Genomic DNA, 26,054 nt, shown 5'->3' on the forward strand with positions numbered 1-26,054 from the left:
GCTACATCTCCTCCGTGACGTAACGGTGAAGCCAGGTGCGGAACTCCGGGCCCAGGTCCTCACGCTCGCACGCGAGACGGACGATGGCCCGCAGGTAGTCCCCGCGGTCCCCGGTGTCGTAGCGGCGGCCGCGGAAGACCACGCCGTGCACCGGGCCGCCCACGCTCTCGTCGGCGGCCAGCTTCTGCAGGGCGTCGGTGAGCTGGATCTCCCCGCCGCGGCCCGGCTCGGTCTCCCGCAGTATGCCGAAGATCGCCGGGTTGAGGACATAGCGTCCGATGACCGCGTAATTGCTGGGTGCGTCCGCCGCGTCCGGCTTCTCCACGAGTCCGGTCACCCGTACGACGTCGGGGTCCTCGGTCGGCGCGACGGCGGCGCAGCCGTAGAGGTGGACGCTGGCGGGGTCGACCTCCATGAGGGCGACGACGGTGCCGCCGGTCTCGGCGTGGATGTCGACCATGCGGCGCAGCAGCGGGTCGCGGGGGTCGATGAGGTCGTCGCCGAGCAGGACGGCGAAGGGCTCGCGGCCCACGTGGGGCTCGGCGCAGAGCACGGCGTGCCCGAGTCCGCGCGGGTCGCCCTGGCGCACGTAGTGCATGGTCGCGAGGTCGCTGGACTCCTGGACCTTCTTGAGGCGGTCGTCGTCACCCTTGGCGATGAGGGCCGATTCCAGCTCGTAGTTCCGGTCGAAATGGTCTTCGAGGGCGCGCTTGTTGCGTCCTGTGATCATGAGTACGTCGTCCAGGCCGGCGGAGACGGCCTCCTCGACGACGTACTGGATCGCCGGCTTGTCGACGACCGGAAGCATTTCCTTGGGGGTCGCCTTGGTCGCCGGAAGGAACCGAGTGCCGAGGCCCGCGGCCGGGATGACGGCCTTCTTGATCACGGGGTGCGACTGAGTCATGGGCAGAACGATAGTGGGTCCTGTAGAACCACCAGGACAGATTCCGACAAATAAGACCGCTTATCGGATGGTTTGAAAGGATAGTTGAGTCAGCCGTGGTAGAGAAGCCGTCACAGCCCTCCCGAAACCCGGCGACCCCGGTGGCCGAGAAGGCCACTCTGCGTCGTGAACTCCTCGCCGCCCGCCGCTCCCTGTCCCCCGAGGCCCGTCGCGCGGCGGCCCTCGCGCTCTCCCGCACCGCCCTCGAACTGCCCGAACTCGCCGACGCCCGCACGGTCGCCGCCTACGTCTCCGTCGGCGGCGAGCCCGGCACGAGGGAACTGCTCGACACGCTCCGGGCCGCCGGCAAGCGGGTCCTGCTGCCCCTGCTGCTCCCCGACAACGACCTCGACTGGGCGGTGTACGAAGGCCCCGACAGCCTCGCCGAGGCCGCGCACCCGGGGAAGATGCGGCTGTGGGAACCGGCCGGGCCGCCGCTCGGCCCCGACGCGGTCACCGGGGCCGACGCCGTCCTGCTGCCGGGGCTGGCCGTGGACCGGCGCGGCATGCGCCTGGGCCGCGGAGGAGGCTCGTACGACCGGGTGCTGGAACGGCTGGAGCGGGCCGGGGCGCGTCCCGCGCTCGTCGTGCTCCTCCACGACGAAGAGGTGGTCGCGCGGGTCCCGGAGGAACCGCACGACCACCCCGTTCAGGCGGTGGTCACCCCGTCGGGGGTGATCCGTTTCTGAGCCGTGCCGCTCAGGGCTTCAGCGTGAGCGTGTCGACCGTGGCCTTGTCGACGGCCGCCTTGCCGAAGGGCCACTCCAGCAGCTCGCCCTTGGCCCACATCGTCGTCTGGTCGGTGTAGTGGGAGTGGTACGCGTGCCCCGAGGCGCCGGTCAGGTTGATCCAGCGGGACTTGTCCAGGTCGTTGAGGTTCACGACCATCCGCATCGACGGCACCCAGGTCACCCCGTAGCCACTGGAGGCGTTCCAGCCGGTGGCGTTGACGGTGGCCTCGCCGCCGCCCAGGTTCCAGGGGCCCCGGTTCAGCAGCCACTGCAGGTAGCCCGGGCCCTCGGTGCCGATGGTCTGGTTCTTCAGCGTCAGCTGGTGCATGCGGCCCCAGCTCCAGGTGGACTGGTCCTTGCCGAGCTTGGCGGTCAGCTCCCAGCGGGCGTCCTTCATGGCCCGCGCGAACAGCTCGTCGCGGGTCTTGGTGGCCGGCTTGTTGCGCGCGGCGGGCGCCTGCCACCAGGCCGACTTCTCGTCCTTGACCAGGCGCCGGACCACCTCGAACCAGCGGTCGCCGCCGTCGGGCTGCGCCGAGTCGGGGCCGCGCGTACCGCACTCGCGGACCGTCTCGGCGAGGTCGTCGACGGGGCCGGTGCTCTCCGCGCGGACGTTCATGCAGCTGCCCTCGACCCGCAGCTCCTTCGGCATCTTGTCGCCGAAGGACAGCTTGAGGATGTTGCGCCAGACCGCGTTGAAGTACGCGGCCGCCGCCGAGTCGGGCTCCTGGGTGTAGTTCCAGCCGTCCAGCAGCTTCTGCGCGGAGCGCACGTCCGGGTCGGAGATCTGGATCTTGGCCAGCATCGGGGTCAGCAGCGCGGCGATCTCGCTGCTGTTGTCCATCTGCATGGTCCGCATGTCATCGGTGGAGATCTTGCCGTTGTCCTTGGTCTTCGCCTCGATGAGGTCGTTGATCCGCTGGCTGCGGGCGCCGTATCCCCAGTCGGTGGTGAGCACGTGCGGGTACTTGCCCGCGCCGGTGCCGCTCTCGACGACCGCCTGGTTGGCGGTGACGATGTAGCCGCGGGCCGGGTTCAGGGCCCACGGCATCTCGTCCTGCGGGATGTAGCCCGCGTTGCCGTCCTTGCCGCCCTTCCAGGCGTACTTCGGGTCCCAGCCGGGAGCCGGCATGCGGCCGTCGCCCGTGGTGCGGATCGGTACGCGGCCGGGGGCCTGGTAGCCGATGTTGCCGTTGGCGCCCTTGTTGTCGGCGTAGATCAGGTTCTGCGAGGGGACCTCGAAGTCGCGGGCCGCGGCGCGGAAGCTGTTGAAGTCCTTGGCCCGGTTGATCTTGAAGACCGCGTCCATCGACTTGCCCGGGTCCAGCGCCGTCCAGCGCAGGGCGACGGCGTAGCCGTCGCCGCGGTCGGGGGCGGAGCCGGCCACCGGGGCGCGGGTGCCGACGCCGGCGAGGTCGTCGCTGCGGTCGGAGACCAGCGGCCCGTTGTTCGTGGTGCGGACCGTGATCTTCTTCTCGCCGCCGCCGGCGATCTTGATCGTCTCCTCGCGGGTGACGAAGGGGACGATCTTGTCGCCGTAGAGGTAGCCCTCGGGCTTGACCTGCTCCAGGTAGAGGTCGGTGACGTCCGCCCCGAGGTTGGTCATGCCCCAGGCGATGTCGGCGTTGTGGCCGATGACCACGCCGGGCATGCCCGAGAAGGTGTAGCCGGCGACGTCGTACTGGCACCGGGGCGAGGCCGCGCGGCAGTGCAGGCCCATCTGGTACCAGACCGAGGGCAGCTGCGGGGAGAGGTGCGGGTCGTTCGCCAGCAGCGGCTTGCCGGTGGTCGTGTACTTGCCGGCGATGACCCAGGAGTTGGAGCCGATGCCGCTGCCGTTGGGGCCGAGGATGGCCGGGATCTCGTCGAGGGTCTTGGCGAGGGAGGTCAGCCCGGTGCGCAGGCCGACGCTCGCGCCCTGGGCGGTGGTGTCGTCGGCGAGGCCGGTGGTGGTGCCCGGGTTCACGGAGGCCTGCGAGCCGAAGCCCACGCCGTTGCCGTTGCCGTTGCCGTTGCCCGACTGCCCCTGCGGGACGTACTTGCCGCCCGTGACCGCGCCGCCCTCGACGATCGGCTTGTTCCGGTCGAAGGGGTACGCCGGGTAGAGGTCGTTGATCTGCTGCGGCGAGAGCTTGCCCGACATCAGCGAGCGGTCGATCTCGTCCTGCATGTTGCCGCGCAGGTCCCAGGCCATGGCCTTGAGCCAGGCCACCGAGTCGACCGGGGTCCACTGCTCGGGCGCGTAGTCGTCGCTGAGCTTGAGGGCGGCGTGCTCGACGGACAGGCTCTTGCCGGACTTCCCCTTCAGGTACGTGTTGACACCGTCGGCGTAGGCCTGGAGGTACTTCTTCGTCTCCGGTGAGAGCTTGGTGTCGTACTCGGCCTGCGCGACCTGGCGCCAGCCGAGGGTGCGCAGGAAGGCGTCGGTCTCGACCTGGCCGGAGCCGAACATCTCGGAGAGTCGCCCGGACGTCATGTGACGGCGGACGTCCATCTCCCAGAAGCGGTCCTGCGCGTGGACGAATCCCTGGGCGCGGAAGAGGTCCTCGTCGCTGTCGGCGTAGAGCTGCGGGATCCCGTGCTCGTCACGCTTGACGTCGACGGTCCCGATCAGGCCGGGGACCTTCAGGGAGCCGGTGGTCTGGGGGAAGGAGGCGCGCACGCTGTCGACGCTCCAGTAAGCCCCGTAGCCGAGGCCCGCCAAGAGCGCCAGGACCATGACGAGCACGATCAGACGTGCGCGTCGTCCCTTCTTCTTGACGGAAGGGCCGGTTTCGTTGGCGGGCATCGCTGTCCTTAGAGGGGCAGGGTGGTCCTGGGAGTGCTGGGAGCAACCATAGGCGCAGGACCGGGTCCGATGATCCGCCAGGGGTCGAGCTGCTGAGGACAGGGCCGTCACGGCGTTTCACAATGTGACTATCGCGTCAAGGAATCGTCAAAGATTAGGTAAGGTAACGAAGTACTTGCCGGACGCGCCCCGGGAGGAACGATCCGTCGATCCGCGGGCGCTCTGAGGAAAGGGCCGCCCGCTGACTGTCCACACGCTCAATGAGCTCCTGCTGGTCTGCTCGCTCGTGCTGCTCGTCGCCGTCGCGGCGGTGCGCATCTCTTCACGCAGCGGCCTCCCCAGCCTGCTCATCTACCTCGGCATAGGCATCGCGATAGGCCAGGACGGGATCGGCAACGTCGTCTTCGACAACGCCGAACTGACCCAGGTCATCGGCTATGCCGCGCTCGTCGTGATCCTCGCCGAGGGTGGTCTGGGCACCAAGTGGAAAGAGATCAAACCGGCCTTGCCGGCAGCGATCTCACTGTCATTGGTGGGCGTCGCGATCAGCGTCGGCGTCACCGCGGCCGGGGCGCACTACCTCGTCGGGCTCGAATGGCGGCAGGCCCTCCTCATCGGCGCCGTGGTCTCCTCGACGGACGCCGCCGCCGTCTTCTCCGTACTGCGCAAGGTCCCGCTCCCCTCGCGGATCACGGGTGTGCTGGAGGCGGAGTCCGGCTTCAACGACGCACCCGTGGTCATCCTGGTCGTCGCCTTCGCGACCGTCGGACCCGTGGACCCCTGGTACCTGCTGATCGGGAAGATCGCGCTGGAGCTGGCGATCGGAGCCGCGATCGGCCTGGCGGTCGGCTTCCTCGGCTCGTACGGACTGCGGCACGTGGCGCTCCCCGCCTCGGGCCTCTACCCGATCGCCGTGATGGCCATCGCCATCACCGCGTACGCGGCCGGCGCCATGGCGCACGGCTCCGGCTTCCTCGCGGTGTACCTCGCCGCCATGGTGCTCGGGAACGCGAAGCTGCCGCACTGGCCCGCCACCCGCGGGTTCGCCGACGGACTCGGCTGGATCGCGCAGATCGGCATGTTCGTGCTGCTCGGCCTGCTGGTCACCCCGCACGAACTGATCCACGACTTCTGGCCCGCGGTGATCATCGGGCTGGTGCTGACGATGGTCGCGCGCCCGCTGGAGGTCTTCGTCTCCCTCCTGCCGTTCCGCCTCCCCTGGCAGGAACAGGCCCTGATGTCGTGGGCGGGCCTGCGCGGCGCCGTGCCCATCATCCTGGCGACCATCCCCATGGTCTCCGGGATCGAGGGCAGCGATCGGGTCTTCAACATCGTCTTCGTGCTCGTCGTCGTCTACACGCTGGTGCAGGGGCCGACCCTGCCCTGGCTCGCGCGCAAGCTGAACCTCGGGGACACCGACGAGAGCGCCGCCGACCTGGGCATCGAGTCGGCGCCGCTGGAGAAGCTGCGCGGACACCTGCTGTCCTTCGCGATCCCGCCGGCCTCGCGGATGCACGGCGTGGAGGTCAGTGAACTGCGCCTGCCGGCGGGGGCCTCGGTGACGCTGGTGGTCCGGGACGCGAAGAGCTTCGTACCGGCGCCCTCCACCGTGCTGCGGCGCGGGGACGAGCTGCTGGTGGTGGCCACGGATCCGGTGCGGGACGCGGCGGAGGCGCGGCTGCGCGCGGTGGCGCGGGGCGGCAAGCTCGCGGGCTGGCTCGGCACGGGCGAGGGGCACGCGTGAATGCGACACGAGAGCGCGAGGGGGTTCGTTCGAGCGGCTCCGAAGTGAACGCTTCACGCGCGACCGGCATTAGAGCGACGTTCTAATTCGGCCATTTTCGGGGGAGTATGCCCCTCCAAATCCCCATATTCAAGGGTTCTGGAATGCGAAGTTCCAGTTAATCCCAGGTGAAGCTATCGCCTGTCGTCGCAATCACAGGGCGTGATAGGGAATGTCCCTGTACGATGAAGGCACACCACATCGAACCAACTCTGCCTGACGCAGAGCTGGCGCGACCGCAAAGCGGCCGTGGCACCCTCCCGCAGTGGGCGCCCAGGTATCACTCGGTTCTGCGCAAGAGGACAGCTCTCGGGGCTCCCACATGTACGGGTGCGATTCGCTCACAAGGTGATGCATCGTCCGCAGTCGGGGAGTTCTACCAGGCAGCGGAAAGGCCAGGCCGTGACATCCGCGGTCACGACCGACACGTCCGCCCGCCCCGGCTACGGACAGCTCCTGCGCACTCCCGGCGCCCTCGGCTTCCTTCTTCCGGGCTTCGCCGCCCGACTGCCGTTCGGCATGCTGACCATCAGCATCCTGCTGCTCGTCCAGCACACCACCGGCTCCTACGCCAACGCCGGCATCGTCGCCGCCGTCACCGGCATCTCCATGGCGCTGTGCGCCCCCGTGATGGGCAACCTCACCGACCGCCGCGGCCAGAGCGCCGTACTGCTGCCGGTCGTACTGATCCACTCCGCCGCCGTGACCGGCCTGGCCGCGCTGGCCCTGGCCGGCGCGCCGCTCTGGGCGCTCGCCGCCGCCGCGATCCCCGCCGGCGCCTCGGTGCCGCAGGTCGGCCCGATGGTCCGGGCCCGCTGGGCCGCGAAGCTGGAGGGCTCCCCGCTGCTGCCGACGGCCGCCGCGTTCGAGTCCGTCACCGACGAGTTCACCTTCGTCGTCGGCCCGGTCCTCGCGACCGCCCTGTGCACCGGCATCCACCCCGCCGCCGGTCTGATCACCGAGGCCGCCCTGAGCCTCCTCGGCGGGCTGCTGTTCGCCGCGCAGCGCCGGACCCAGCCCCCGGCACACGTCCAGGCCACCGGCGAGGCCAAGCGCGTCTCGGCCCTGACCTCCCCCGGCCTGCGCGTCCTGATCGTCGCCTTCCTCGGGATCGGCGCCGTCTTCGGCGGCATGCAGGTCTCCCTGGCCGCCTTCTCCAACGAGATCGGCAACCCCGGCGCCAACGGTCTCCTGTACGGCGTCTTCGCCGCGGGCAACATGATCGCCGGCATCGCCTGCGGCGCCATCGCCTGGAAGATCGGCCCGCGCCGCCGGCTGCTGTTCGGCTACATCGGCCTGACCGCCTTCGCGTCCCTGCTGTGGACCGCCGACTCGACGGTCCTGCTGGCCGCACTCGGCCTGTTCGTCGGACTGTGCATCGCCCCGGCCCTGATCACCGGTTACACCATGGTCGAGTCGCTGATCCCGGCGAACGCCCGCACCGAGGCCTTCACCTGGCTCACCGGCGCGGTCGCCTTCGGTCAGGCCATCGCGGTGATCGTCGCCGGCCGACTGACCGACGCGCACGGTTCCTCGTACGGCTTCCTGGTACCGCTGGCGGCCACCGCCCTCGCGCTGGTCACCCTGCTGGCCCTGCGCTCCAAGCTCGCGCCGCAGGCACCGAGCCGGATCGTGAACGCCTCGTCCACCCACGAGAGCGCCACGGAGGCCGACGCGGGCGACGCCCCGGAAAACGCCGCCGAGGCCGCCCCGGACACCACCCCGGAGACCGCTTCCGCGACCGCCGAGGAGAACGTCACGGGCACCGCCGCCCGGCGGGGCCGGCAGCGTGATCTGACCACCGTCTGAGCGTGGCCTGGGTCACCGCGCGCCGAGGACGGTGGACTGATCGGCCGGAATACGTCACCATGGAGCGTCGTTAGCACTCATTGAGTCAGAGTGCCAGGAGGAAATTCGTGCCGACCTACCAGTACCAGTGCACCGAGTGCGGTGAGGGCCTTGAGGCCGTGCAGAAGTTCACCGATGACGCACTGACCGTGTGCCCGAACTGCGACGGACGCCTGAAGAAGGTGTTCTCCGCGGTCGGCATCGTCTTCAAGGGCTCCGGCTTCTACCGGAACGACAGCCGCGGCTCGTCGTCGAGCAGCACCCCTGCCTCGAAGCCGGCGTCCACGTCGTCCACGACCTCGACGGCTGCCGCCCCGGCCGCCTCGTCGTCCTCGACGTCCGGAACCGGCAGCTCCACCTCGGCTGCCTGATCCCGTCAGTCTTTCGTGAGGCCCCGCCGCCCTCTCCGGGCAGCGGGGCCTCACGCATGCCCGGTTAGGCTGACCGCATGGCGAATGCAGAGATCGGTGTCATCGGCGGATCGGGCTTCTACTCCTTCCTGGAGGACGTCACGGAGGTGCAGGTCGAGACCCCGTACGGGCCTCCCAGCGACTCCCTGTACCTGGGCGAGCTGGCCGGCCGGTCGGTGGCCTTCCTGCCGCGCCACGGACGCAGCCACACCGTGCCCCCGCACAAGATCAACTACCGGGCGAACCTGTGGGCCCTGCGCTCGGTCGGCGTCCGCCAGGTGCTCGGGCCCTGCGCGGTGGGCGGCCTGCGGGCCGAGTACGGCCCGGGCACGCTGCTCGTTCCCGACCAACTGGTCGACCGTACGAAGTCCCGCGCCCAGACCTTCTTCGACGGGGAGCCGCTGCCCGACGGCAGCGTCCCGAACGTCGTGCACACCACCTTCGCCGACCCCTACTGCCCCGTCGGTCGCGACGTGGCCCTGGCCGCGGCCCGCGGCCGGGACTGGGAGCCCGTGGACGGCGGCACCATGGTCGTCATCGAGGGGCCGCGGTTCTCGACGCGGGCCGAGTCGCGCTGGCACGCCGCCGCGGGCTGGTCGGTGGTCGGCATGACGGGCCACCCGGAGGCGGTCCTCGCCCGTGAGCTGGGGCTCTGCTACACCTCCATGGCCCTGGTCACCGACCTGGACGCGGGCGCCGAGACGGGCGAGGGCGTGTCCCACACCGAGGTCCTCAAGGTGTTCGGCGAGAACGTCGGCCGCCTGCGCGAGGTGCTCTTCGACGCGGTGGCGGCCCTGCCCCCGACGGAGTCCCGCGCCTGCCTGTGCACGCACGCGCACGACGGCTGGGACCTGGGCATCGAACTGCCGTAGCCGCCTTGGGCGACGCGGGCCGACGTGGCGAACGTTCGACGTCGCCGCCTCGGGCGCCTCGGGCGACGTGGCGGGCGTCCGCGCCGCCTAGGAGGCCGTGGCCGCCTTGGACGCCGTGGCTGACGCGGCCGGGGGCCGGGGCCGGGGCGGTCCCGGAGAGGTCCGGGTGCGGGGGTTCGCCGGGCGGGGATCGTCGGCGTTCGTGGGCGACGCTCCGGCGGACGCGGACCGTCGGCGTTCGCCGGGCACGGATTCGCCGGGCGGACGCTCCGGCGGACGCGGTGGGGTTCCCGGGAGGCGCGGTGTCACGTTCCGCGGGGCTGTCCGGTCAGAGCTGTGGAGGGCGGGCCATCGGGGCCGGCCCGTACAGGAGGCGACCACCGTGCCGCGCATCTCGCTCACCCCGCCCCGCACCCTTCTCAACCGCCTCGGCGCCCGGTACGCCCGCCGCACCTACGGCAAGGTCCTCGCGCCCGGCCTCGCGTACGGGCACAACGCCCGTGTCCTCCTCGCGTACGTCCGCCTCGAACGGCAGGTGGCGAAGTGGCAGTCCCTCGAAGGGCAGTTGAAGCACCTCGCCGTGATGGCGGCGGCGGCCCGCGTCAACTGCTCGTGGTGCGTGGACTTCGGCTACTGGGAGGGGCACGAGAAGGGCCTGTGCCCGGAGAAGGCCCGGAACGTGCCGCGGTGGCGCGAGGCCCGTGACGTCTTCACCGAGCCGGAACTGCTGGTCATGGAGTACGCCGAGGCCATGACCGAGACCGAGCCGACCGTCACGGACGCACTGGCCGCCGAGCTGATCGCCCGTCTCGGCGAGGCCGCCTTCGTGGAACTCACCGCGATGGTCGCGCTGGAGAACTGGCGCTCGCGCGTCAACAGCGCCTTCGGGCTGACCAGCCAGGGATTCGCGGAGACCTGCCGGAACCCGAACGCGGGCTGAAGCATGCGCGCCCGTGCGCATGAGCGGTCCCCCGTGGGGGTGGCGCGGTTGTCCACAACCTGGGGATCGTCCACAGGCCCGGGCGGAGACGGGCGGGGCGGTGGATCGTGAGGGGTGTCCGGGTGTCGGCCCGGACATCGGCGCACGAGCGATTCGGCGGTGTTCAACATGTCCAGGACTGCTTCCCGACTTCCCCTCCCCTCCCCGTGTCCCCCCGCACGTCCCGTCCCCCTCTTCCCGCCGCTCCGCGTGGGGCGGGGCGGGGACCGACTGCGGCGTGCCCTTCGACGCCGACGGCGGGCCGCAGCGGCCGGACTGACCGTCGTGGCGGCCCTGTTGACGGTCGGCGGGACGGAGGCGCGGGCCTCCCGGGGCGGTGCGCCGCCCCAGGCGAAGCCACCGCCCGCGGTGGTGCGGATGGTGTCGGCCCCCGTGCGCATCGCGGACGCGGCGACCGTGCGGCTGTTGCGTCCCGGGGACCGGGTGGACGTGGTGGCCGCGGAGCGGGCGGGACCGCCCCGGGTGGTGGCGGTGGCGGCCCGAGTTGCCGAAGTGCCCGAGCCCGAGCAGGGTGTCGGGGACGGCGGGGCGCTGGTGGTCCTGTCCGTGCCCCGGGATACCGCGCGGGACCTCGTGGGGGTGGGCAGTGTGTCACGCCTGGCGGTGACGCTGTGCTGAATCGCACACGCGCCCAGGCAGGTCCCCTCCGGGAGGGGACCGATTGGACACGGCGGCCCCGGACTGCCGTAGCTTTCGGAACCGTTGGCTCCGTGTTCTTTAGATGTGAAGAGAGGCTCAGTGGTGAGCGAACCGAAGAAGGAGAGCGTCCTGGCAGGCTTCAAGGCCTTCCTGATGCGCGGCAACGTGGTCGACCTCGCGGTGGCCGTGGTCATCGGCGCGGCGTTCACGAACATCGTGAACTCCATCGTGAAGGGGATCATCAGCCCGCTGGTCGGTGCCGTCGGCACGCAGAACCTGGACGTCTACTCCTCGTGCTTGAAGGACTGTGGGGTCAACGCCAAGGGCGAGCCCACCGGCGTGATCATCCAGTGGGGTTCCGTACTGAACGCCACGCTGACCTTCCTGATCACCGCGGCCGTCGTCTACTTCCTGATGGTGCTGCCGATGGCGAAGTACCTGGCCAAGGTCGAGCAGCGCCGCAAGGCCAGGGAAGGCGTGCAGGAGACCATGGAGATCACCGAGCTGGTGGTTCTCAAGGAGATCCGGGACACGCTGGTGGCACAGCGCACGGCGTCCGTGTCCGGCGCGGTCGACGGCCGCGGACCGGCCCAGGGCCAGGGCTACGCGCAGGGCCCGGGATACGGCCAGGGCCCCGGCTACGGTCAGGGCTCCGGTTACGGGCAGGGTCCCGGCTACGGGCAGGGGCGCGACGGCTCGCTCTGAGCCGGCCCGCTCACACGTGGTGCGGGGGCTTCTCGTCGAGGAAGCGGGCCAGGTCGGCCGCGCTTCCGCCGGTGGGGGGGCGCTCGCCCCATCCCCGGTCGGTGTCGTCCGAGGACTGCCGGTCCAGCGGGTCGTCGAAGTCGATCCTGGCCTTCGGCTTCGGCTTGGCCGCGGGGGCGGCGGGATCGGGCGCGGACACGGGCGCGTGGTGTGCGTCCTGCGGGTCGGAGTCGGGAGCGGTGCTCATGGCTCCAGGGTACGGCCGCCCCGGCGCCCGCCTCCGGCCCCGCTCGGCCGGGGGCTTCCGCGCCCTTGCGGGCGTAGAACCGCCGGCACACGGCGAGGCAGGTGGCGTCGGAGCCGATGAACAGCCGCAGCGCGTTGATCACCGCCATCGCCGCGAACACCCCGGGGATGTGGAAGAAACCGTGGGCGGCGATGCCCGGGGCCGGGCCGGGTCGTCGAGGCCTCGCCCGTCGAGGCGCGGGGCGCCGAGGCCCCGCACATCGAAGCCCCGCCCGGCGAACCCCGGCGCGCGAGGTCCCCCGACGAGTCCGCCCGGGGTACGCGGACGCCGCGGGCCGCGCGCCTCGCCTGCCGACCCACGACCGGCTGCTGTGCTGGGCCGTATGACGTACGTACCGATGACCGCCCGGAGCCGGGACGAGAGCCACCGTGCCGCGACTCCCCTGGAGCTCTTCTTCGACCTTTGCTTCGTGGTCGGCGTGGCACAGGCGGGCCGCCAACTCGTCCACGCCCTGGCCGAGGGGCACGTGGGCAGCGGCATCACCGGCTACCTCTTCGTGTTCTTCGGGGTGTGGTGGGCCTGGATGAACTTCACCTGGTTCGCGTCCGCCTACGACGTCGACGACATCCCGTACCGGATCGCGACCTTGGTGCAGATCTCCGGGGTGCTCGTGTACTCGGCCGGGATCCCGCGCGCCTTCAACGACAACGACTGGACCGTCGCGGTCATCGGCTATCTGGTGATGCGCATCGCGCTGACCTTCCAGTGGCTGCGGGCTGCCGCCGGGGAGCGCGGTCCGGCCCGCCGCTGCGCGATCACCTACGCGGTGGGGCTGCTCATCTGCCAGGCGGGGTGGACGGCGCTGCTCCTGGCCCCCGAGAGCACCCGGCAGTGGCTGTTCCTGGTCCTGGTGGTGGCGGAGTTGGCGGTGCCGGTCATCGCGGAGCACGGTCACCAGACGCCGTGGCATCCGCACCACATCGCGGAGCGGTACGGCCTGTTCACGATCATCGTGCTCGGCGAGACCATCGCCGCCAGCACGGTCGCCGTGCAGTCGGCGATCGACGAGCACGAGGCACTGGGCGAGTTGCTGCCGATCGCGGCGGGAGGTCTGCTGCTGGTCTTCGCCGCCTGGTGGATCTATTTCGCGGTCCCCGTGCACGAGGGGCTGCGCACCAACCGCGATGCCATCCCGTGGGGTTACGGGCACTTCGTGATCCTGGCGTCGGCGGCGGCGATCGGCGCCGGCATCGAGGTGGCGATCGAGCAGGCGGTGGGCAAGGCGCACGTATCCGACCTGGCGGCGAACCTCGCGGTGGCCGTCCCGGCGGCGCTGTTCCTGCTCTTCGTGTGGTTCCTGCACTCCCGTCACTTCAAGCGCGGCATGGCCCAGCAGGCGGTGCTCCCGATCTCGGCCCTGGCCGTTCTCGCGTGCGCCTGGACCGGCGAGCACGCGGTGCTGTGGATCGGTCTGGTGGCGGCCGCCACGGTGGCCGCGGGCGTGACCTTGGCCGAGCGGGCGCGTTCTGGTGCGTGAAGACGGTCGGGGGCGATTCGGCGTGCTGCCGACGAGAAGGAAGAAGGTGCGGGCATGACGGTCCCGACACAGCGGTACGAAGACCGACCGGGGGCCGAGCTGGCCGATCCGGCCTTCTGGCAGTCACCCCCGCAGGCTCGGCTGGCGGCTTTCGCCCGGCTGCGGGCGCTCGATTCCCCGGTGTACGTGCCCGAGGGCCGGGATCGGGGCCACTGGGCCCTGGTGCGGCACGCGGACGTGCAGGAGGCGAGCCGGCTGCCCAAGGTGTTCGCGAGCGCGCCCGGGGTCACGACCCCGGAGCCGCCCCGTTGGGTACGGGCGTTGTTCGGGGACTCGATGGTCAACCTGGACGGCCCCGACCACGCGCGGTTGCGCAAGGTCGTGCAGCGGGCCTTCACCCCGAGGCTGTTGGCCGCGGCCGAGGAGGACATCCACGCGGTGGCGGCCAGGATCGTGGACGACGTGCTGGACGAGCGGCCCGACGAGTTCGTCTCGGCGGTGGCTTCCCGGCTGCCGCTGGAGGTCATCTGCAACATGATGGGCATCCCGGAGGCCTACCGGGCCGAGATCGCGGACCGGGTCAACCACGCGTCCGAACACATCGGCGTGGAGCGGGGCCTCGCCGCCCGGCTGCGGATGCCGGGGCGCGGGTTGCGCGCGCTGGCCCGGATGCAGCGGATGGTCGCGGGCATCGGGCGGGAGCGGCGCAGGAATCCGACCGACGACCTCATCTCGGCGCTGGTCTGTGCGAACGTGGACGGTCAGGCCCTGGGCGCCCGGCAGCTCGGTGCGTTCTTCTCGCTGTTGATGGTGGCCGGCGTGGAGACGACCCGGAACGCGATCACGCACGGGCTGACGCTGCTGACCGATTTCCCGGACCAACGCGATCTGCTGCTGTCGGACTTCGAGGCGTACGCGGACGGCGCCGTGGACGAGATGATCCGCCACTCGACGCCGATCATCCAGTTCCGTCGCACGGTGGTGGCCGAACACGCCCTCGGCGGGCACCTGTTCACGCCGGGCGACAAGGTGGTGCTGTACTACGCCTCCGCCAACCGCGACGAGGCGGTCTTCCCCGACCCCGACGCCTTCGACATCACCCGCTCGCCCAATCCGCACCTGGGGTTCGGGGGTGGTGGTCCGCACTTCTGCCTGGGCGCGCATCTGGCCCGGGTGGAGATGAGGTCGCTCTTCCGCGAGCTGCTGACCCGGCCGGTCGGGCTGCGCGCGGTGGGCCTGCCGGATCTGGCGGGATCGAACTTCGACAACCGGGTGCGTTCGCTCCGCTTCGCCTTCGAACAGCCGTGACGCGACCGGCTGTCGGGACCGGCCACCGGTAAGGGCCATCGGTAAGGGCCATCGGTGAGGGCCATCGGGACCGGCTGCCGCGAGCAGCGGCCGGGCAGACCGGCCACCGGGCAGGCTGGGAGCCCGGCGGCCGGAGCGCGGGCGGTGGCGCCGGGGCCGTGTCAGCCGCGCAGGCTCTGCACCGTGAGCACGCAGTGGGCGCTGCTGGTCAGCACTTCCTCGTCGCCCGCGAAGGCCTGGAGCACGTCCGCGGAGACGGGCTGCCCGGGAACGGCCTCGGGCCAGGCGCGGGTGGCGAACAGGAAGTAGGCCTGGCCGCTCTCGTGGGCGGCGGCGACCCACTCCGGCGGGGCGGTGCAGGTGGCGTTGAGCCCGGGCAGGGTCAGCGCGATCTGGTGGTCGGCGAGCAGGATCTTCACCGGGAAGGTGGCCGCCTTGAGGGTCCCGTCCATGACCACGTCCCCGATCGGCAGGCCGATCTCCTCCAGGAGACCTCGGGCGGCAGCCTCGCCCGCTTCCTTGCCGCCCGGGCCGTCGCCCAGGGTGTAGGCGAGGAGGTACGGGATGTCGTGCCCCTCGGAGGGGTCACCGATCCAGGCGAGCACGGAAAGGGTGCCGAGCTGGGACCGGTCAATTTCGGCTTGGGTGGAAGTCATGCGCCGCACCTTAGTGGCCTGCCGACCACCCCCTCGCGGCCTTTCACCCGAGCGGGCTATACGGCCCAGAATCCCCCTCCGGAATTCGTCTGCATGTTCGCGTCCTGGTACTGGAGCCGCACGATGCGCGCGCTTTCCGGGATTTCGAACACCACCCATCCCTCGGCCCGCTCACCGACCTCCAGGGAATCGAAGACGAGGGGTTTGCCGGTTGTCAGTTCACCGGTGGGCACCACGGGGTGGCGCTGCCCCGCGCCGTCGTACGCCCACATGCTTCCGAGAGCCCCGTACGAGGCTCCCCCCACGTTGACGAACGACACGGAGGCGGCCACCCAGCGCTTCCCGGCGGTCGGTGCGAAGTTCTTCTCGACACTGACGGCCGGGTCCACGAACGCGTTGAGCTCGACCTGGAGGTGCTGCCCCACCTGGCGGCCCCGCACCCGTACGGAGTCACCCACACGGGCATCCTTCGCGGTCGCCCGCACCGCCGCCGGGCCCGGTGCGGCCGGGTCGCCGGCGGCTCCCGGCGCCCCGTCGTCCACGGGGACGGCGGGGACCGCCGCGGGGGCCACGGCGGCCCCTTCGGGCACGCTCTGGCAGGCGGTGGCGCCCATGAGCAGGAGGGGCAGGAGGGCTGCTGCGGCGAGGACGGAAGCGGGCTGACGCATGCGGGATCCCTTCGGGGATCTTCGGGGCGGGGACGTATTCCGGTCAGTTTCACGCGCCCGAGCGGGCAATTGCACACACCGACACGGGCGCAGGGAGCGAGTTGCCCGCCGTCTGCCAGCAGAATGCTTCCGGCAGCATCCCGCCATCCGCTTCCCACTGGAGGAAAAATGGTCATGTCCGGCCGCCGAATTTCTCTCGCGGCGCTCTCCGCGCTGGCCGCCGCCTCGGTATTCACCACTCCGGCGAACGCCACTGTTTTCAACCAGGAGATTTCCGTACAGCCTTACGCCCACATCACCGAGGACGGCTCCGTCACCCTTTCCGGTACCTACCTCTGCGAGGGCTCGTCGCCCAGAGGGGCGGTTCAGGTCAAGGCGACCGTCGTTCAGGAGGGTCTGCGCCTCACCGTCGCCGCCGGCGACGCCCGCTGTGACGGCGAGCGGCACCGCTGGGAGGCGCGCGGCTCCGTGCGCTTCACGCCGGGCCTGCACGCCGGTCGCGCCGAGGCCGTGGCGCAGCTTCAGGAGGTCCACTTCTCCGGGCTGATGCCGCGTTCGATCGACACGCTCGCCGAGGACGGCAAGAACATCGAGGTGTTCGACCACCGGTGATCCCGGCGCCGACGCCGACCGGTCCGGTAGCCGCCGCTACCGGATCCTCGCCGTCGACGGCCGCTACCGGGCCCCCGCCGTCACCAGCCGGGACCGGAGTCCCGGTCGTCGGCCGCGAAAGGATCTGGGCGTCAACGGCACTCCGGCGCGACACCGGTCATCGACATGAACGCCACCGTCTGACACCCGGGGTCCGAGTGCGGACGCCCCGTCGTCCAGTCCACTGCCTTCGGCACCCCGGCGGCCAGCAGGAGCAGGGCCAGGATGCCCGTCATCGCGCCCCTGTTCAGGCGGCGCACAGCAGAATCCGTTCCATGGCGGCATCATCGCGCCCCCTCCGGCAGGCCACAACTCGGGGTGACCGCCCGGTCACTCCACGGCTCTCCGCGCGCCACCGGCGTCGAACTCGCACCAGACGGCCTTTCCGTCGCCCCGGGACTCCACCCCCCAGTGCGTGGCCAGCGCGTCCACCAGCAGCAGCCCGCGTCCCGTGGTGGCCGACTCCCCCGGGGTGCGCCGGCGGGGCCACACGCTGGAGCGGTCCTTGACCCACAGCCGGATCCGCCGCACCGGTTCCGGCAGCACCTCCATGGTCAACACCGCTCCGCCGTCCGTGTGCAGCAGGGCGTTGACCAGCAGTTCTCCCGCTGCCAGCTCCACGTCGTCGGCGAGTTCCGCCATGCCCCAGTCGCGCAGGGCCTGCCGCAGGGCGTAGCGGGCCTCCGAGAGGCCCTCGGGGTCGGCCTGGTGGATGTACTGGTGGATGCGGGGCGCCCGGTGCGTGCCCGGGTCGGGAGCCCGGCGCAGCACCAGCAGTGCCACGTCGTCGCCTGAGCCCCAGCGCTCCCAGAGCCGGTCGGAGAGGTGGTCGGCGAGCGCCCCGGCCTCCTGGGGGCCGCTGCGAACGGCGTGGGCCAGTGCCTCCATGCCCTGGGTGATGGCGGTGCCCGGTTCCTCCACGAGCCCGTCGGTGCACAGCACGAGGGTCTCGCCGGGCACCAGGTCCAGTCGGGTCTCGGGGAACTCCTCCCGCTCGAAGATCGAGGCGAGTCCCAGGGGCAGGCCGCCGCGAACGTTGGGCCAGCCCGTTCGGCCGTCCGTGTGTCGGATCAGCGGTCCGAGGTGGCCCGCGCGGACGGCCCGTACTCCTCCGGTCTCCAGGTCCACCTGCGCGTACATGCAGGTCGCGAAGCGTTCGGTGTCGAGTTCGGCGAGGAAGCGGGAGGCCCGGGCCAGCACGGTGGACGGCGGGTGCCCCTCCCCCGCGTAGGCGCGCAGGGCGATCCGCAGTTGGCCCATGATGGCGGCGGCGTGGGTGTCGTGGCCCTGTACGTCGCCCACGACGATGCCGACCCGGTCGCGGGGCAGGGCGATCACGTCGTACCAGTCGCCGCCGACCTCGCGCCCGCTCCAGGCGGCGTGGTAGCGGACCGCGATCTCGCCACCGGTGATCTCGGGGATCCGGCGCGGCAGCATCGATGCCTGGAGACCGGTGGCGAATTCCCGTTCCTGGTCGAAGAGCAGGGCCCGTTGGAGCGACTGGGCCACGATGCCGGCCAGGCCCAGGCAGAGGTTGCGTTCCTCGGGGCTGAACTCGCTGAGGCGTTTGTAGAAGAGGACCAGTCCGCCGATGGCCTTGGCCTGCGCGATCAGCGGCAGGTAGGCGGCCGCGTCGTAGTGGATCCGGTTCAGGTAGTCCGTGAACATCGGGAACTCGGCGGCAAGCTCGGCCAGCGAGGTGACGAACCGGGCCTTGCGGCTGAGGACCGCCTGCGACAGCGGCAGCGAACCGTCCAGCCGGGTGAACCTGCGCTCGTTGAGGATGTCCAGGGACTCCCCGCTCAACGCGATGATCTTGATGGCGCCGTTCTCGACGAGCCCGAGGGCCAGCCCGTCCGCGCCGAGCCGTTCCAGGGCTCCCGTGCCCGTCAGGGTGGCCGTCACGTCGTCCACGGTCACGGCCCGCGACAGGGCCTCGGTGGTCCGCTGCACGATGGTGGCCTGCTGGGCGCGGGCCGACTCCAGCTTCCGCAGCACCGTGAGGTGGGCCAGTTCGGCCGTCGCGTCCCGGACGATGCCGACGATCCTCAGGGGCCGGCCGTCGGGAGCGCGCAGCACCCTCCCCTGGATGTGGGTCCACTGGTCGCGGCCGGTGCGCCGGCGCACCGTGAAGTAGGAGCCGTACGTCTCCTCACCGCTGTCCAGCACCCCGACCACGGTGTCCGCGAGCCGCGCGCTGTCATCGGCCGGAATCCGCAGCCCCAGGCCCTCGGGGGTGTGGTCGAACTCCTCCGGCTCCAGGTCGAAGACGACCAGGCCCGCCTCGTCGAGCGACACGGTCCCCGCCACGAGGTCCCAGTCGTAGCTGCCCATGCCGTTCAGCGCGAGCCGTTCCCCGGCTCCGGTCACGGGCCTGCCGCCGTCCGGCGCGGGTCTGTCGGGTCGCTCCGCCGCTGCCACGCGTCACACCACCTAACGGCCGGGCCAGCACGGCTGGGAGATCAGCCGCTCCCACTCTTCGTCAGGATGCCCCGGAAGGGTGCGTCCGGCCTCTCGCCAGCGCTTCAGCAGGGAGAGGTAGATCGTCGACTGGTCACCGGGGCCGTAGGTTCCGCCCTTGGGCCGGCCCGGCGGCTGTTCCGCACGGCTGGCGGGGATGCGTACCCAGCCACGGCCGCCCTGTGTCCGCTCCGCGCCCATCGCGACCCCTCTCACCGTGTACACGTCTCACCGCGGCTACGTCTCGGGGTACCCGGCGGCGGCCCGGTCGAGCCGGTCGCCGGGGGCGGAACCCGGCAGTCGACCCCGGGCGCCGAGCCTCCCCAGGACTCCCTTCACCAGTCTCCCCGCCGTGAAGCCCGCACCGTGCACGAATCGCATGGAAGGGCCGAATGAGGGAGCCGTCAGCAGACCCGCGAAGAACAGCCCGGGCCACGACGACTCGAAGCCCGCGCTCAGCTCGGGCGTTCCGCCGCCGCCCACGGTGCGCAGCGCGGTCCGCAGCCCGACGTCGAGGAGTTCCAGTCGGCGCAGGTCGGGGGCGAATCCGGTGGCCGAGATGACGTGCGAGGTGTCCAGGACGACGGACTCCCCGGTCGCGGAGGTCAGCTGGAGTCGGGTGCGGTCGCCCTCCGCGACCGCGCCGTGCAGGTGGTGGCCGAGCAGCACCGGTACCCGCTGTTCGAAGCGGTCCCGCAGCCACCAGGCGCCGGCCGGCCCCAGCGCCGTGGCGACGATGCGTTCCCGGGTCGCCGCGGGCAGCCGGCGCACCGCCCACGGCAGTTCCGACCACACCCAACTGCGCCATCCGGTGCCCAGTCCGCTGTGCGGGTCGCGCAGGGCCCGCAGCGGGGATCGTTCCAGGGGCTGCGGGACGGTGTTCCAGTTCAGCCGGGGCCGCCGGGCCACCAGACACGGTCGCGCCCCGGCCTCCGCCAGCAGGGCCGCGGTTTCCAGGGCCGCCTGCCCGGCCCCGAGCACCGCGACCTCCCGGCCGGCGAAGCGTGCCAGGTCGCGGTGACCGCTGCTGTGCGAGTAGTGGGCGGGCGGCAGGTCCCGCAGTACGGCGGGGAAGTTCACGAAGGGCATCACCCCCACCGCCAGGGCGACGGTACGGGCGAACAGCGGAGGCCCCTGCGCGGTCCTGATCCGGAAGCCGCCCCCCTGCGGGGTCAGCTCCGTGACCGTCACCTCCTCCACCTCGGGCGCGGCCCTCCCGGCGAACCAGAGCCCGTACGCGCTGAAGGTGCCGATCGGAAGCGGTCCGCCGTGCTCGGCCCGCACGCCCTGGCCGGCGCAGTAGTCGGCGAGGGTGTGCCGTCCGCCGGGCGCGGACAGGTTGGATGACCAGGGCTCCGACTTCAGGTACATCCCCTCGGGCATGTGGTCCCGCCAGGACGCCATGGGCCGCCCCAGCACCCGTACGCGGAGTCCGGCCGCCGCGGCGTGCGCGGCGATCGACAGCCCGTACGGCCCCGCGCCGACCACGACGAGGTCGTCCATTCGTGTCATCGCTGTCCCTCCACTGTCATGGCCGACCGCCCCGGGCGGGCCCGCCCGGGGCGGGGTGGTCACCGGATGAGGCGTGTCACCGGCTCACCAGCTCGTCCGGTTCGGCCGCCTCCGGCGGGGCGGGGCGCGCGGCGGGTCCGCCGGCGCCCTCGGACGCCTGTTCCCGACCGCGTTGACGGGGGGCGCGCACCACGGCCCGCGCGGTACGGCGGCCCTGCTCGGGGAAGCCGCGCAGGACCCGGGCCCCCTTGCCGAAGCCCCGGCCCAGGAAGGCGGTGACCATCGCGACGAACGGCATCACGTCGTCCGAGGCGAACCAGGCCGCCTCCACCTCGGCGCGCCGGTCCCTCGGCGCGGCCCGCGCCGGCCCGGCGGTGGCCGGCCCGGTCGCGGCGGGCTCGGGCCCCGCGCCGTCACCCCGGCCCGGGGCCGCGGGGCCGTGGCCCACCCGGTGTTCCGCCGCCCGGCCGGGCCGGTCCGGCCGCGCCGGGTCCGGGATCACGACCCCGTCCCGGGGGCCGCCGGTGGCCGGGGCCGCGCCGGGCCCCGGGACCGGGTTCCGGGCCGGGTGCGGACGAGGCGCCGCCCCCGGGCCGGCCGCGGGGCGAGCGGCAGCCGGCGTCCGCGCACCGCCGCCAGCAGCGCGTAGTTCTCCGCGACGAACACCCGGCCCGGCCCGCCCGAGGGGGTCGGTACCCGTTGCCCCGTCAGGTCCAGGTACATCGCCTGGACCACGTCCAGTCCGCCCGTGTCCGTGAACAGCCGGAACTGGGCCCCGGGACGCGGGTTGAAGTCCACCAGCCGGAAGCAGCCCCGCTCGTCACGACGGAAGTCGAGGTCCAGGATCCCCTGGTAGCCGAGGCGTTCGGCGATCCGCAGCCCCGCCTCCTCCACCGCGGGGTCCGGCAGCCACCGGCCGACGGCCGTCAGTCCCGTCCGTACCGGCCAGGACAGTTCCTTGCGCCCGGACCCCACGAGCAGCGGATGCCCGCCCCGCGCGAAGGCCCCGTGGAAGAACCAGTCGGTGTCCTGACCGGCCGGCAGGAACCGCTGGAGCAGCAGCCGGCTGCCCGCCCGCGCCGAGCGTTCGTACAGGCGTCGCGCCTCGGCCGCGCTGTGCAGCAGCGTGGTGCTCCGCAGCCCCTCGCCCGCCGGAAGCAGCCACGGCCGGCTCCACTTCGCCACCACCGGCAGCCCCAACCGCCAGGCGGCCTCGGACGCCTCGGCCCCGCTCGCCGGGATCACCGTCTCCGGGTGCGGGATGTCCCACCGCGCGCACAGCCGCGACAGTTCGGCCTTGTCGGCCACCCGCGCGGGCAGTCCGTCCGGCTGATGGGGGATCCGGTACCGCTCGTCGAGCGCCGGGGCGATCCTGGCGACCGCGATGGCGCTGAGGTCGTCCATCGCGACGAGCACCGCGGGGCGCCCGATCCGCTCGGACACGGTGAGCAGGCAGTCCAGCAAGGCTTGCGGGGTCTCGGGGTCGAGCCCGCCGACCGGCCCGGGATGCACGGCGCGCAGATACCGCGAGCGCCGCACCGGGCCTCCCCCGGCCTCGACGACGACATGGACCTCCACGCCCTTGCGCCCAAGGGATCTGACGGCGCCGAGGGTTCCGTGGTGGAACGGGTTGCGGTCGAGTCGGAGCAGAACGGCGGGCACATGGTTGGCGAACGCGTGCATGAAAACGGTGTCTTTCACCTAGTCGGACCAAGCGGGGGTGGTGTGCGCCTGCGAATGGCCTATGCAGCGGTCACCGGACAGGCCATTCGTCGGATGTGATGCCTAACGTCGTTGGCAAGCACACCGGTTCGGGAAGCTCGGGAGACGCCATGCCCACACCACGCCGCCGACTGGCGAGCACCTGCGTCGGCACGGTCACGGCCGGACTGTTGGCCACCGGCGCCGCGCTCGCGGCGCCCGACGAGGAAGCACCCAAGGGCTCCGACATCGCCATGGGCGCGTATCTCGACTACGGGCCGCCGGGGGTGGCCCGGATCCCGTACCTGTCGAACTGGCTGGGCGGCAAGGAGATCCGGGTCGGGCACACCTATCTCCCCGGTGACCGGTGGGCCGGCATCGAGGGCAACGTGAGTTTCCTCGCGGACTGGGCCGAGTGGCGCCAGGAGCAGGACGACCGGATGTTCGTCCTCAACGTGCCCATGCAGGAGCGCAACGAGGAGCGGGTTCCCGACCGCCAGGTGGCCCAGCTGATCAGGGCGGGCGCGCAGGGCGAGTACGACCGTCACTTCAAGCGGCTGGCCGAACGGCTGGTGGAGCTGGGCGTGCCGGACACCGTCATCGTCCTGGGCTGGGAGATGAACGGCACCACGTACACGCACCGCTGCGGGCCCGACCCGGAGAACTGGAAGCGGTACTGGAAGCGCGCCGTCGCCGCGATGCGGTCCGTGCCCGGCCAGAAGTTCACGTTCGACTTCGCACCGAACCGGGGTACCGACGCGATCGGCTGGACCAAGTGCTACCCGGGCGACGACGTGGTGGACATCATCGGAATGGACTCGTACGACCAGGGCCCCGGGCAGGACTTCGACGACCAGATCTCGCAGCCGTACGGCCTCCAACAGCACGTGGACTTCGCGAAGGCACACGGCAAGCGGATCTCGTACCCGGAGTGGGGCCTGTACCGGCGCGGGGACAATCCGGAGTACGTGCGGCGCATGCTCAAGTGGATCGAGCAGCACAAACCGCTCTATCACACCATCACGGACTACTGCCCGCACGGCGTCTGGCAGTGCAAGCAGAACCCCCAGGCCTCGAAGGTGTTCAAGGAGGCCCTCACCCCGCAGAAGCCCGGCCCGGTCATCCCGACGCCGGTGATCCCGACGCCGGTGATCCCCACGCCCGTGGTCCCGACCCCGGTCGTCCCCACCCCCCAGGTGCCGACCCCGCAGATCCCCACCCCCCAGGTGCCGTCGGTGCCGCCGGTCGTCCCGCCGGTCGTCCCGCCGGTCGTCCCGCCGGTGGACGTCCCCGCCGAGCCGTCCGCGGAGCCCTCCGTCGAGGCGCCGGTGAGCCCGTCCCCGGAGGTTCCCGTCGTGGAGCCCTCCCCGGCCGTCCCCTCCCCCGCGGCCCCCAGCCCGGTCGCACCCAGCCCGGCGGCGCCGAGCCCGTCCGTACCCGCCGCCACGCCCAAGCCGGCCGAACCGACGACGCCGACGCAGCCCGTCAACAACACGCAGTGGTGCGTGCCGCTCAACTTCGGGGAGTGGCTGTCCAAGCTCGTCGGCAACCAGGCGGTCTGCGTCAAACTCGACTGGCGCAAGGGCTGGCTCTGGCCCTTCTAGGCGAACGGGCCCGCCCGGGCGAGGTCGCGTGACTCCCGTCATCGCACCCGCAGTTCGTTGAGCCGCGCCCGCCAGTCCCTGGCGGCCGGCAGTGCCTCGCGCAGCGCGTCCACCGCCCGCTCGCGCCCCGACACCTGCGACTCGTGCAGTCGCAGCAGGGGCGCGAGCGCGTTGGTGGCCAGCAGGAACCGCTGGTTGACCACTGTTTCGGGCCGCCAGTGGTTCTTGTACGGTTCGTTGCCGCGCAGGAAGCTCACCACCGGCCGCCCCTCCGCGAGGGCCCGGCCGGCCTCGTGGCGCAGCAGCAGCGTGGCGATGTCCACCTTGCGCTCGCGCAGGTCCGGGTCGGCCCCGTACAGGTACCCGCCGCTCAGGGCCGACGAGAGCAGCGTGACGTTGGCCGCGACCACGTGCCCGTCGAGCCGGAACTCGGTGAGTCGGCCCTCCCCGACGCGCACCATCCGCCGGACGGCCCGGGTCAGGTGCTCGGCGAAGCGCGGCTTGAGGTGTTCGGGGGTCACCCCGCGCCCCCGCCACTGCTTCTCGTGCAGCCGCAGCAGCGTCCGCACGGCACGCGGCACCTCCTGTTCGGTGACGTCGTGCTCCTCGATGCCGGCCGCGTCGGTCTTGCGGAGCTTGGCCCGTACCCGCTGGGCACCCGAGGACGGCATGCGCCGGACCAGCTCGTCGAAGGGCAGCGTGGGCAGTTCCATGCAGGTGGAGTCGGTGAGTCTGGCCCGCGCCCCGGGCCACTCGTCGAACAGCGCCTCGGCGACCGCACCGGGCCGCACCTCGCGGAGGTCGACGACCGCGCCCCGGGCGGCCCGGTGCAGCCCGCGGGCCAGCGCGGGAACGACCTGCCCGGCGTGCTCGGGGGCCACGAGCACGTCGAAGTAGTCGGTGATCCCACCGCCCAGCGGCACCAGCAGCGGCAGCGGCCGGTGGACGAGCATCAGCGCGGCGACGCCGACCAGTTCCTCGCCGCGGCGCACGAGGACGAGCCGGAGCCGGCCCTCCTTCCCGTACGACAGCCACCAGGAGTGCAGCCAGGCGTGGCTCTGGAAGGGGGTGGCGGTGGGGCAGCCCCGGACGAGCCGGTTCCACGGCTCTTCCAACGCGGCGAACTGTCGGGGGTCCCGACACAGCGTCACCGACAGGCCCCCGGCGGAGCCCGAACTCATCGCACGGACTCCTTCTCCTTGGCCGTGGTGTGCTCGCCCTGCGCGGGCAGCGTCGCGAACTCGCCGGCCACGGGGCTCTCGGCGCCCTCGGTGACGACCTCGTCGCCGCGCCGGCGCCCGGGTCGGGCCAGCATCCACAGGCCGCCGACTAGCCCGCCCGCGCAGAGTCCGACGGCTCCGCTGAGCGGCGCGGAGGCCGAGGCCGGGTCGGTCGGCGCGACGGCCTGGTTGAACAGGAGCAGTTGCACGCCGGTGTTCTTGGCGGCCTGGTTGCTGCTCAGCGACAGGGCGTCGGCGACCGCGTTCGCGATGTCGGCGGCCTCGGCCGGGCTCTTGGAGGTACCGGTGATGGCGATCATCGGGGACTCGGGGGAGGTTTCGGCGCGCACCTGGGTCCGCAGCCGGTGGGCGCTGACGCCGGCGCGGGGCTGGGCGTAGGCGAGGGTGGAGTTGCTGGTGGCGATGCGGGCGTAGGCCTGGGCGAAGCCGAGGGCAGTGGCCGGCTCGGTGGTGTCGTCCGGGACGGCGACGACGTAGCTGGTGGCGGCGTACTCGGGGGCCTTGAGCACCCCGTACGCCCCGCCGGCGGCCAGTCCCAGCAGTGCGCAGACGGGCAACGGCCACCACGCGGGCGCCCGCAACCGGGTCCGCGCCTTCTTCGCGGAGCGGTGGTCGGACCTCCTCTGCTCGGACTTCCTCTGCTCGGCCTTCTTCTGGTCGGACTTCCTCTGGTCGGACTTCTGCTGCTCGGACTTCTGCTGCTCGGGCTTCTTCTGGTCGGCGATGTCGGCCATGTGCGTGCTCGCTTCC

General features: G+C 71.9%; 25 protein-coding genes. 12 read left to right on the top strand and 13 right to left on the bottom strand.

What is annotated here, in order from left to right:
* Position 1 precedes the first annotated feature (1 nt).
* Entirely contained in the window at positions 2-904 is a 903-nt protein-coding gene (gene galU, locus ACQEVM_RS31390; RefSeq protein WP_433084588.1) for a UTP--glucose-1-phosphate uridylyltransferase GalU, read from the bottom strand.
* A gap of 95 nt (positions 905-999) precedes the next feature.
* Here galU and ACQEVM_RS31395 point away from each other — a divergent pair, with 95 nt between their 5' ends.
* Positions 1,000-1,632, top strand: coding sequence for a 5-formyltetrahydrofolate cyclo-ligase (locus ACQEVM_RS31395; RefSeq protein ID WP_433084590.1), 633 nt, complete (start codon positions 1,000-1,002; stop codon positions 1,630-1,632).
* A gap of 10 nt (positions 1,633-1,642) precedes the next feature.
* Here the strand turns inward: ACQEVM_RS31395 and ACQEVM_RS31400 are convergent, their stop codons facing one another.
* The gene (locus tag ACQEVM_RS31400; protein WP_433084592.1) at positions 1,643-4,462 is read right to left on the bottom strand and encodes a penicillin acylase family protein; all 2,820 of its coding nucleotides are present in this window, start codon (positions 4,460-4,462) and stop codon (positions 1,643-1,645) included.
* A gap of 286 nt (positions 4,463-4,748) precedes the next feature.
* Here ACQEVM_RS31400 and ACQEVM_RS31405 point away from each other — a divergent pair, with 286 nt between their 5' ends.
* The 7 genes from ACQEVM_RS31405 (at position 4,749) to mscL (ending at position 11,719) form a co-directional block, all read left to right on the top strand.
* Complete coding sequence (locus ACQEVM_RS31405; protein WP_433084594.1) at positions 4,749-6,206, top strand: potassium/proton antiporter; 1,458 nt, start codon at positions 4,749-4,751, stop codon at positions 6,204-6,206.
* Between the two features lie 441 nt (positions 6,207-6,647).
* Positions 6,648-8,054: an MFS transporter gene (locus ACQEVM_RS31410; RefSeq protein WP_433084596.1), complete on the top strand. Its 1,407-nt coding sequence runs from the start codon at positions 6,648-6,650 to the stop codon at positions 8,052-8,054.
* A 107-nt stretch (positions 8,055-8,161) separates the two neighbouring features.
* Positions 8,162-8,464: an FmdB family zinc ribbon protein gene (locus ACQEVM_RS31415; RefSeq protein ID WP_433084598.1), complete on the top strand. Its 303-nt coding sequence runs from the start codon at positions 8,162-8,164 to the stop codon at positions 8,462-8,464.
* Between the two features lie 77 nt (positions 8,465-8,541).
* Positions 8,542-9,375, top strand: a complete 834-nt coding sequence (locus ACQEVM_RS31420; protein WP_433084600.1) for an S-methyl-5'-thioadenosine phosphorylase — start codon at positions 8,542-8,544, stop codon at positions 9,373-9,375.
* 382 nt (positions 9,376-9,757) lie between these two features.
* Positions 9,758-10,315, top strand: coding sequence for a carboxymuconolactone decarboxylase family protein (locus ACQEVM_RS31425; protein WP_433084602.1), 558 nt, complete (start codon positions 9,758-9,760; stop codon positions 10,313-10,315).
* A gap of 168 nt (positions 10,316-10,483) precedes the next feature.
* Positions 10,484-10,993: a hypothetical protein gene (locus ACQEVM_RS31430; protein WP_433084604.1), complete on the top strand. Its 510-nt coding sequence runs from the start codon at positions 10,484-10,486 to the stop codon at positions 10,991-10,993.
* A 123-nt stretch (positions 10,994-11,116) separates the two neighbouring features.
* A complete protein-coding gene (gene mscL, locus ACQEVM_RS31435) occupies positions 11,117-11,719 on the top strand; it encodes a large conductance mechanosensitive channel protein MscL (RefSeq protein WP_433084606.1) in 603 nt (200 codons plus the stop codon).
* 10 nt (positions 11,720-11,729) lie between these two features.
* On the opposite strand, the gene ACQEVM_RS31440 is transcribed toward mscL, so the two are convergent.
* Positions 11,730-11,966, bottom strand: a complete 237-nt coding sequence (locus ACQEVM_RS31440) for a hypothetical protein (RefSeq protein ID WP_433084608.1) — start codon at positions 11,964-11,966, stop codon at positions 11,730-11,732.
* A gap of 382 nt (positions 11,967-12,348) precedes the next feature.
* Between ACQEVM_RS31440 and ACQEVM_RS31445 the strand changes: the two genes are divergently transcribed.
* Positions 12,349-13,503, top strand: coding sequence for a low temperature requirement protein A (locus tag ACQEVM_RS31445; protein ID WP_433084610.1), 1,155 nt, complete (start codon positions 12,349-12,351; stop codon positions 13,501-13,503).
* Between the two features lie 54 nt (positions 13,504-13,557).
* Positions 13,558-14,811 (top strand): cytochrome P450, encoded by a 1,254-nt coding sequence (locus ACQEVM_RS31450; RefSeq protein WP_433084612.1) that lies wholly within the window; start codon positions 13,558-13,560, stop codon positions 14,809-14,811.
* 161 nt (positions 14,812-14,972) lie between these two features.
* Here the strand turns inward: ACQEVM_RS31450 and ACQEVM_RS31455 are convergent, their stop codons facing one another.
* Positions 14,973-15,467, bottom strand: a complete 495-nt coding sequence (locus ACQEVM_RS31455) for a DUF5949 family protein (RefSeq protein WP_433084614.1) — start codon at positions 15,465-15,467, stop codon at positions 14,973-14,975.
* Positions 15,468-15,523: 56 nt separating this feature from the next.
* A complete protein-coding gene (locus ACQEVM_RS31460; RefSeq protein WP_433084616.1) occupies positions 15,524-16,135 on the bottom strand; it encodes a DUF4352 domain-containing protein in 612 nt (203 codons plus the stop codon).
* Positions 16,136-16,309: 174 nt separating this feature from the next.
* Here ACQEVM_RS31460 and ACQEVM_RS31465 point away from each other — a divergent pair, with 174 nt between their 5' ends.
* Positions 16,310-16,747 (top strand): DUF6299 family protein, encoded by a 438-nt coding sequence (locus ACQEVM_RS31465; RefSeq protein WP_433084618.1) that lies wholly within the window; start codon positions 16,310-16,312, stop codon positions 16,745-16,747.
* Between the two features lie 131 nt (positions 16,748-16,878).
* Here the strand turns inward: ACQEVM_RS31465 and ACQEVM_RS31470 are convergent, their stop codons facing one another.
* The 6 genes from ACQEVM_RS31470 to ACQEVM_RS31495 all read right to left on the bottom strand — a co-directional run bounded on the left by ACQEVM_RS31470 (position 16,879) and on the right by ACQEVM_RS31495 (position 22,441).
* Positions 16,879-17,046: a hypothetical protein gene (locus ACQEVM_RS31470; RefSeq protein ID WP_199826548.1), complete on the bottom strand. Its 168-nt coding sequence runs from the start codon at positions 17,044-17,046 to the stop codon at positions 16,879-16,881.
* Between the two features lie 70 nt (positions 17,047-17,116).
* A complete protein-coding gene (locus ACQEVM_RS31475) occupies positions 17,117-19,207 on the bottom strand; it encodes a SpoIIE family protein phosphatase (RefSeq protein WP_433084620.1) in 2,091 nt (696 codons plus the stop codon).
* Positions 19,208-19,219: 12 nt separating this feature from the next.
* On the bottom strand, positions 19,220-19,471 hold the full coding sequence (locus ACQEVM_RS31480; protein ID WP_433084622.1) for a hypothetical protein: 252 nt from the start codon (positions 19,469-19,471) through the stop codon (positions 19,220-19,222).
* Between the two features lie 12 nt (positions 19,472-19,483).
* Positions 19,484-20,749, bottom strand: coding sequence for an NAD(P)-binding domain-containing protein (locus tag ACQEVM_RS31485; RefSeq protein WP_433085500.1), 1,266 nt, complete (start codon positions 20,747-20,749; stop codon positions 19,484-19,486).
* Between the two features lie 85 nt (positions 20,750-20,834).
* Positions 20,835-21,260: a hypothetical protein gene (locus ACQEVM_RS31490; protein WP_433084624.1), complete on the bottom strand. Its 426-nt coding sequence runs from the start codon at positions 21,258-21,260 to the stop codon at positions 20,835-20,837.
* On the bottom strand, positions 21,257-22,441 hold the full coding sequence (locus ACQEVM_RS31495) for an ATP-grasp domain-containing protein (RefSeq protein ID WP_433084626.1): 1,185 nt from the start codon (positions 22,439-22,441) through the stop codon (positions 21,257-21,259). The genes ACQEVM_RS31490 and ACQEVM_RS31495 overlap by 4 nt, the downstream gene beginning before the upstream one ends.
* A 149-nt stretch (positions 22,442-22,590) precedes the next feature.
* On the opposite strand from ACQEVM_RS31495, the gene ACQEVM_RS31500 reads away from it, so the two are divergent.
* Positions 22,591-24,063, top strand: a complete 1,473-nt coding sequence (locus ACQEVM_RS31500; RefSeq protein WP_433084628.1) for a glycoside hydrolase family 26 protein — start codon at positions 22,591-22,593, stop codon at positions 24,061-24,063.
* A 38-nt stretch (positions 24,064-24,101) separates the two neighbouring features.
* On the opposite strand, the gene ACQEVM_RS31505 is transcribed toward ACQEVM_RS31500, so the two are convergent.
* Both ACQEVM_RS31505 and ACQEVM_RS31510 read right to left on the bottom strand, forming a co-directional pair.
* Positions 24,102-25,244 carry a GNAT family N-acetyltransferase gene (locus tag ACQEVM_RS31505; RefSeq protein ID WP_433084630.1) on the bottom strand — a complete coding sequence of 381 codons (1,143 nt, stop codon included), beginning with the start codon at positions 25,242-25,244 and terminating at the stop codon, positions 24,102-24,104.
* Positions 25,241-26,038, bottom strand: coding sequence for a lipopolysaccharide biosynthesis protein (locus ACQEVM_RS31510; protein WP_433084632.1), 798 nt, complete (start codon positions 26,036-26,038; stop codon positions 25,241-25,243). Before ACQEVM_RS31510 ends, ACQEVM_RS31505 begins: the two co-directional genes overlap by 4 nt.
* Positions 26,039-26,054: the final 16 nt, after the last annotated feature.

Origin of the sequence: Streptomyces sp. CA-243310 (genome assembly GCF_050936775.1) — a bacterium.
Classification (GTDB): Bacteria; Actinomycetota; Actinomycetes; order Streptomycetales; family Streptomycetaceae; genus Streptomyces.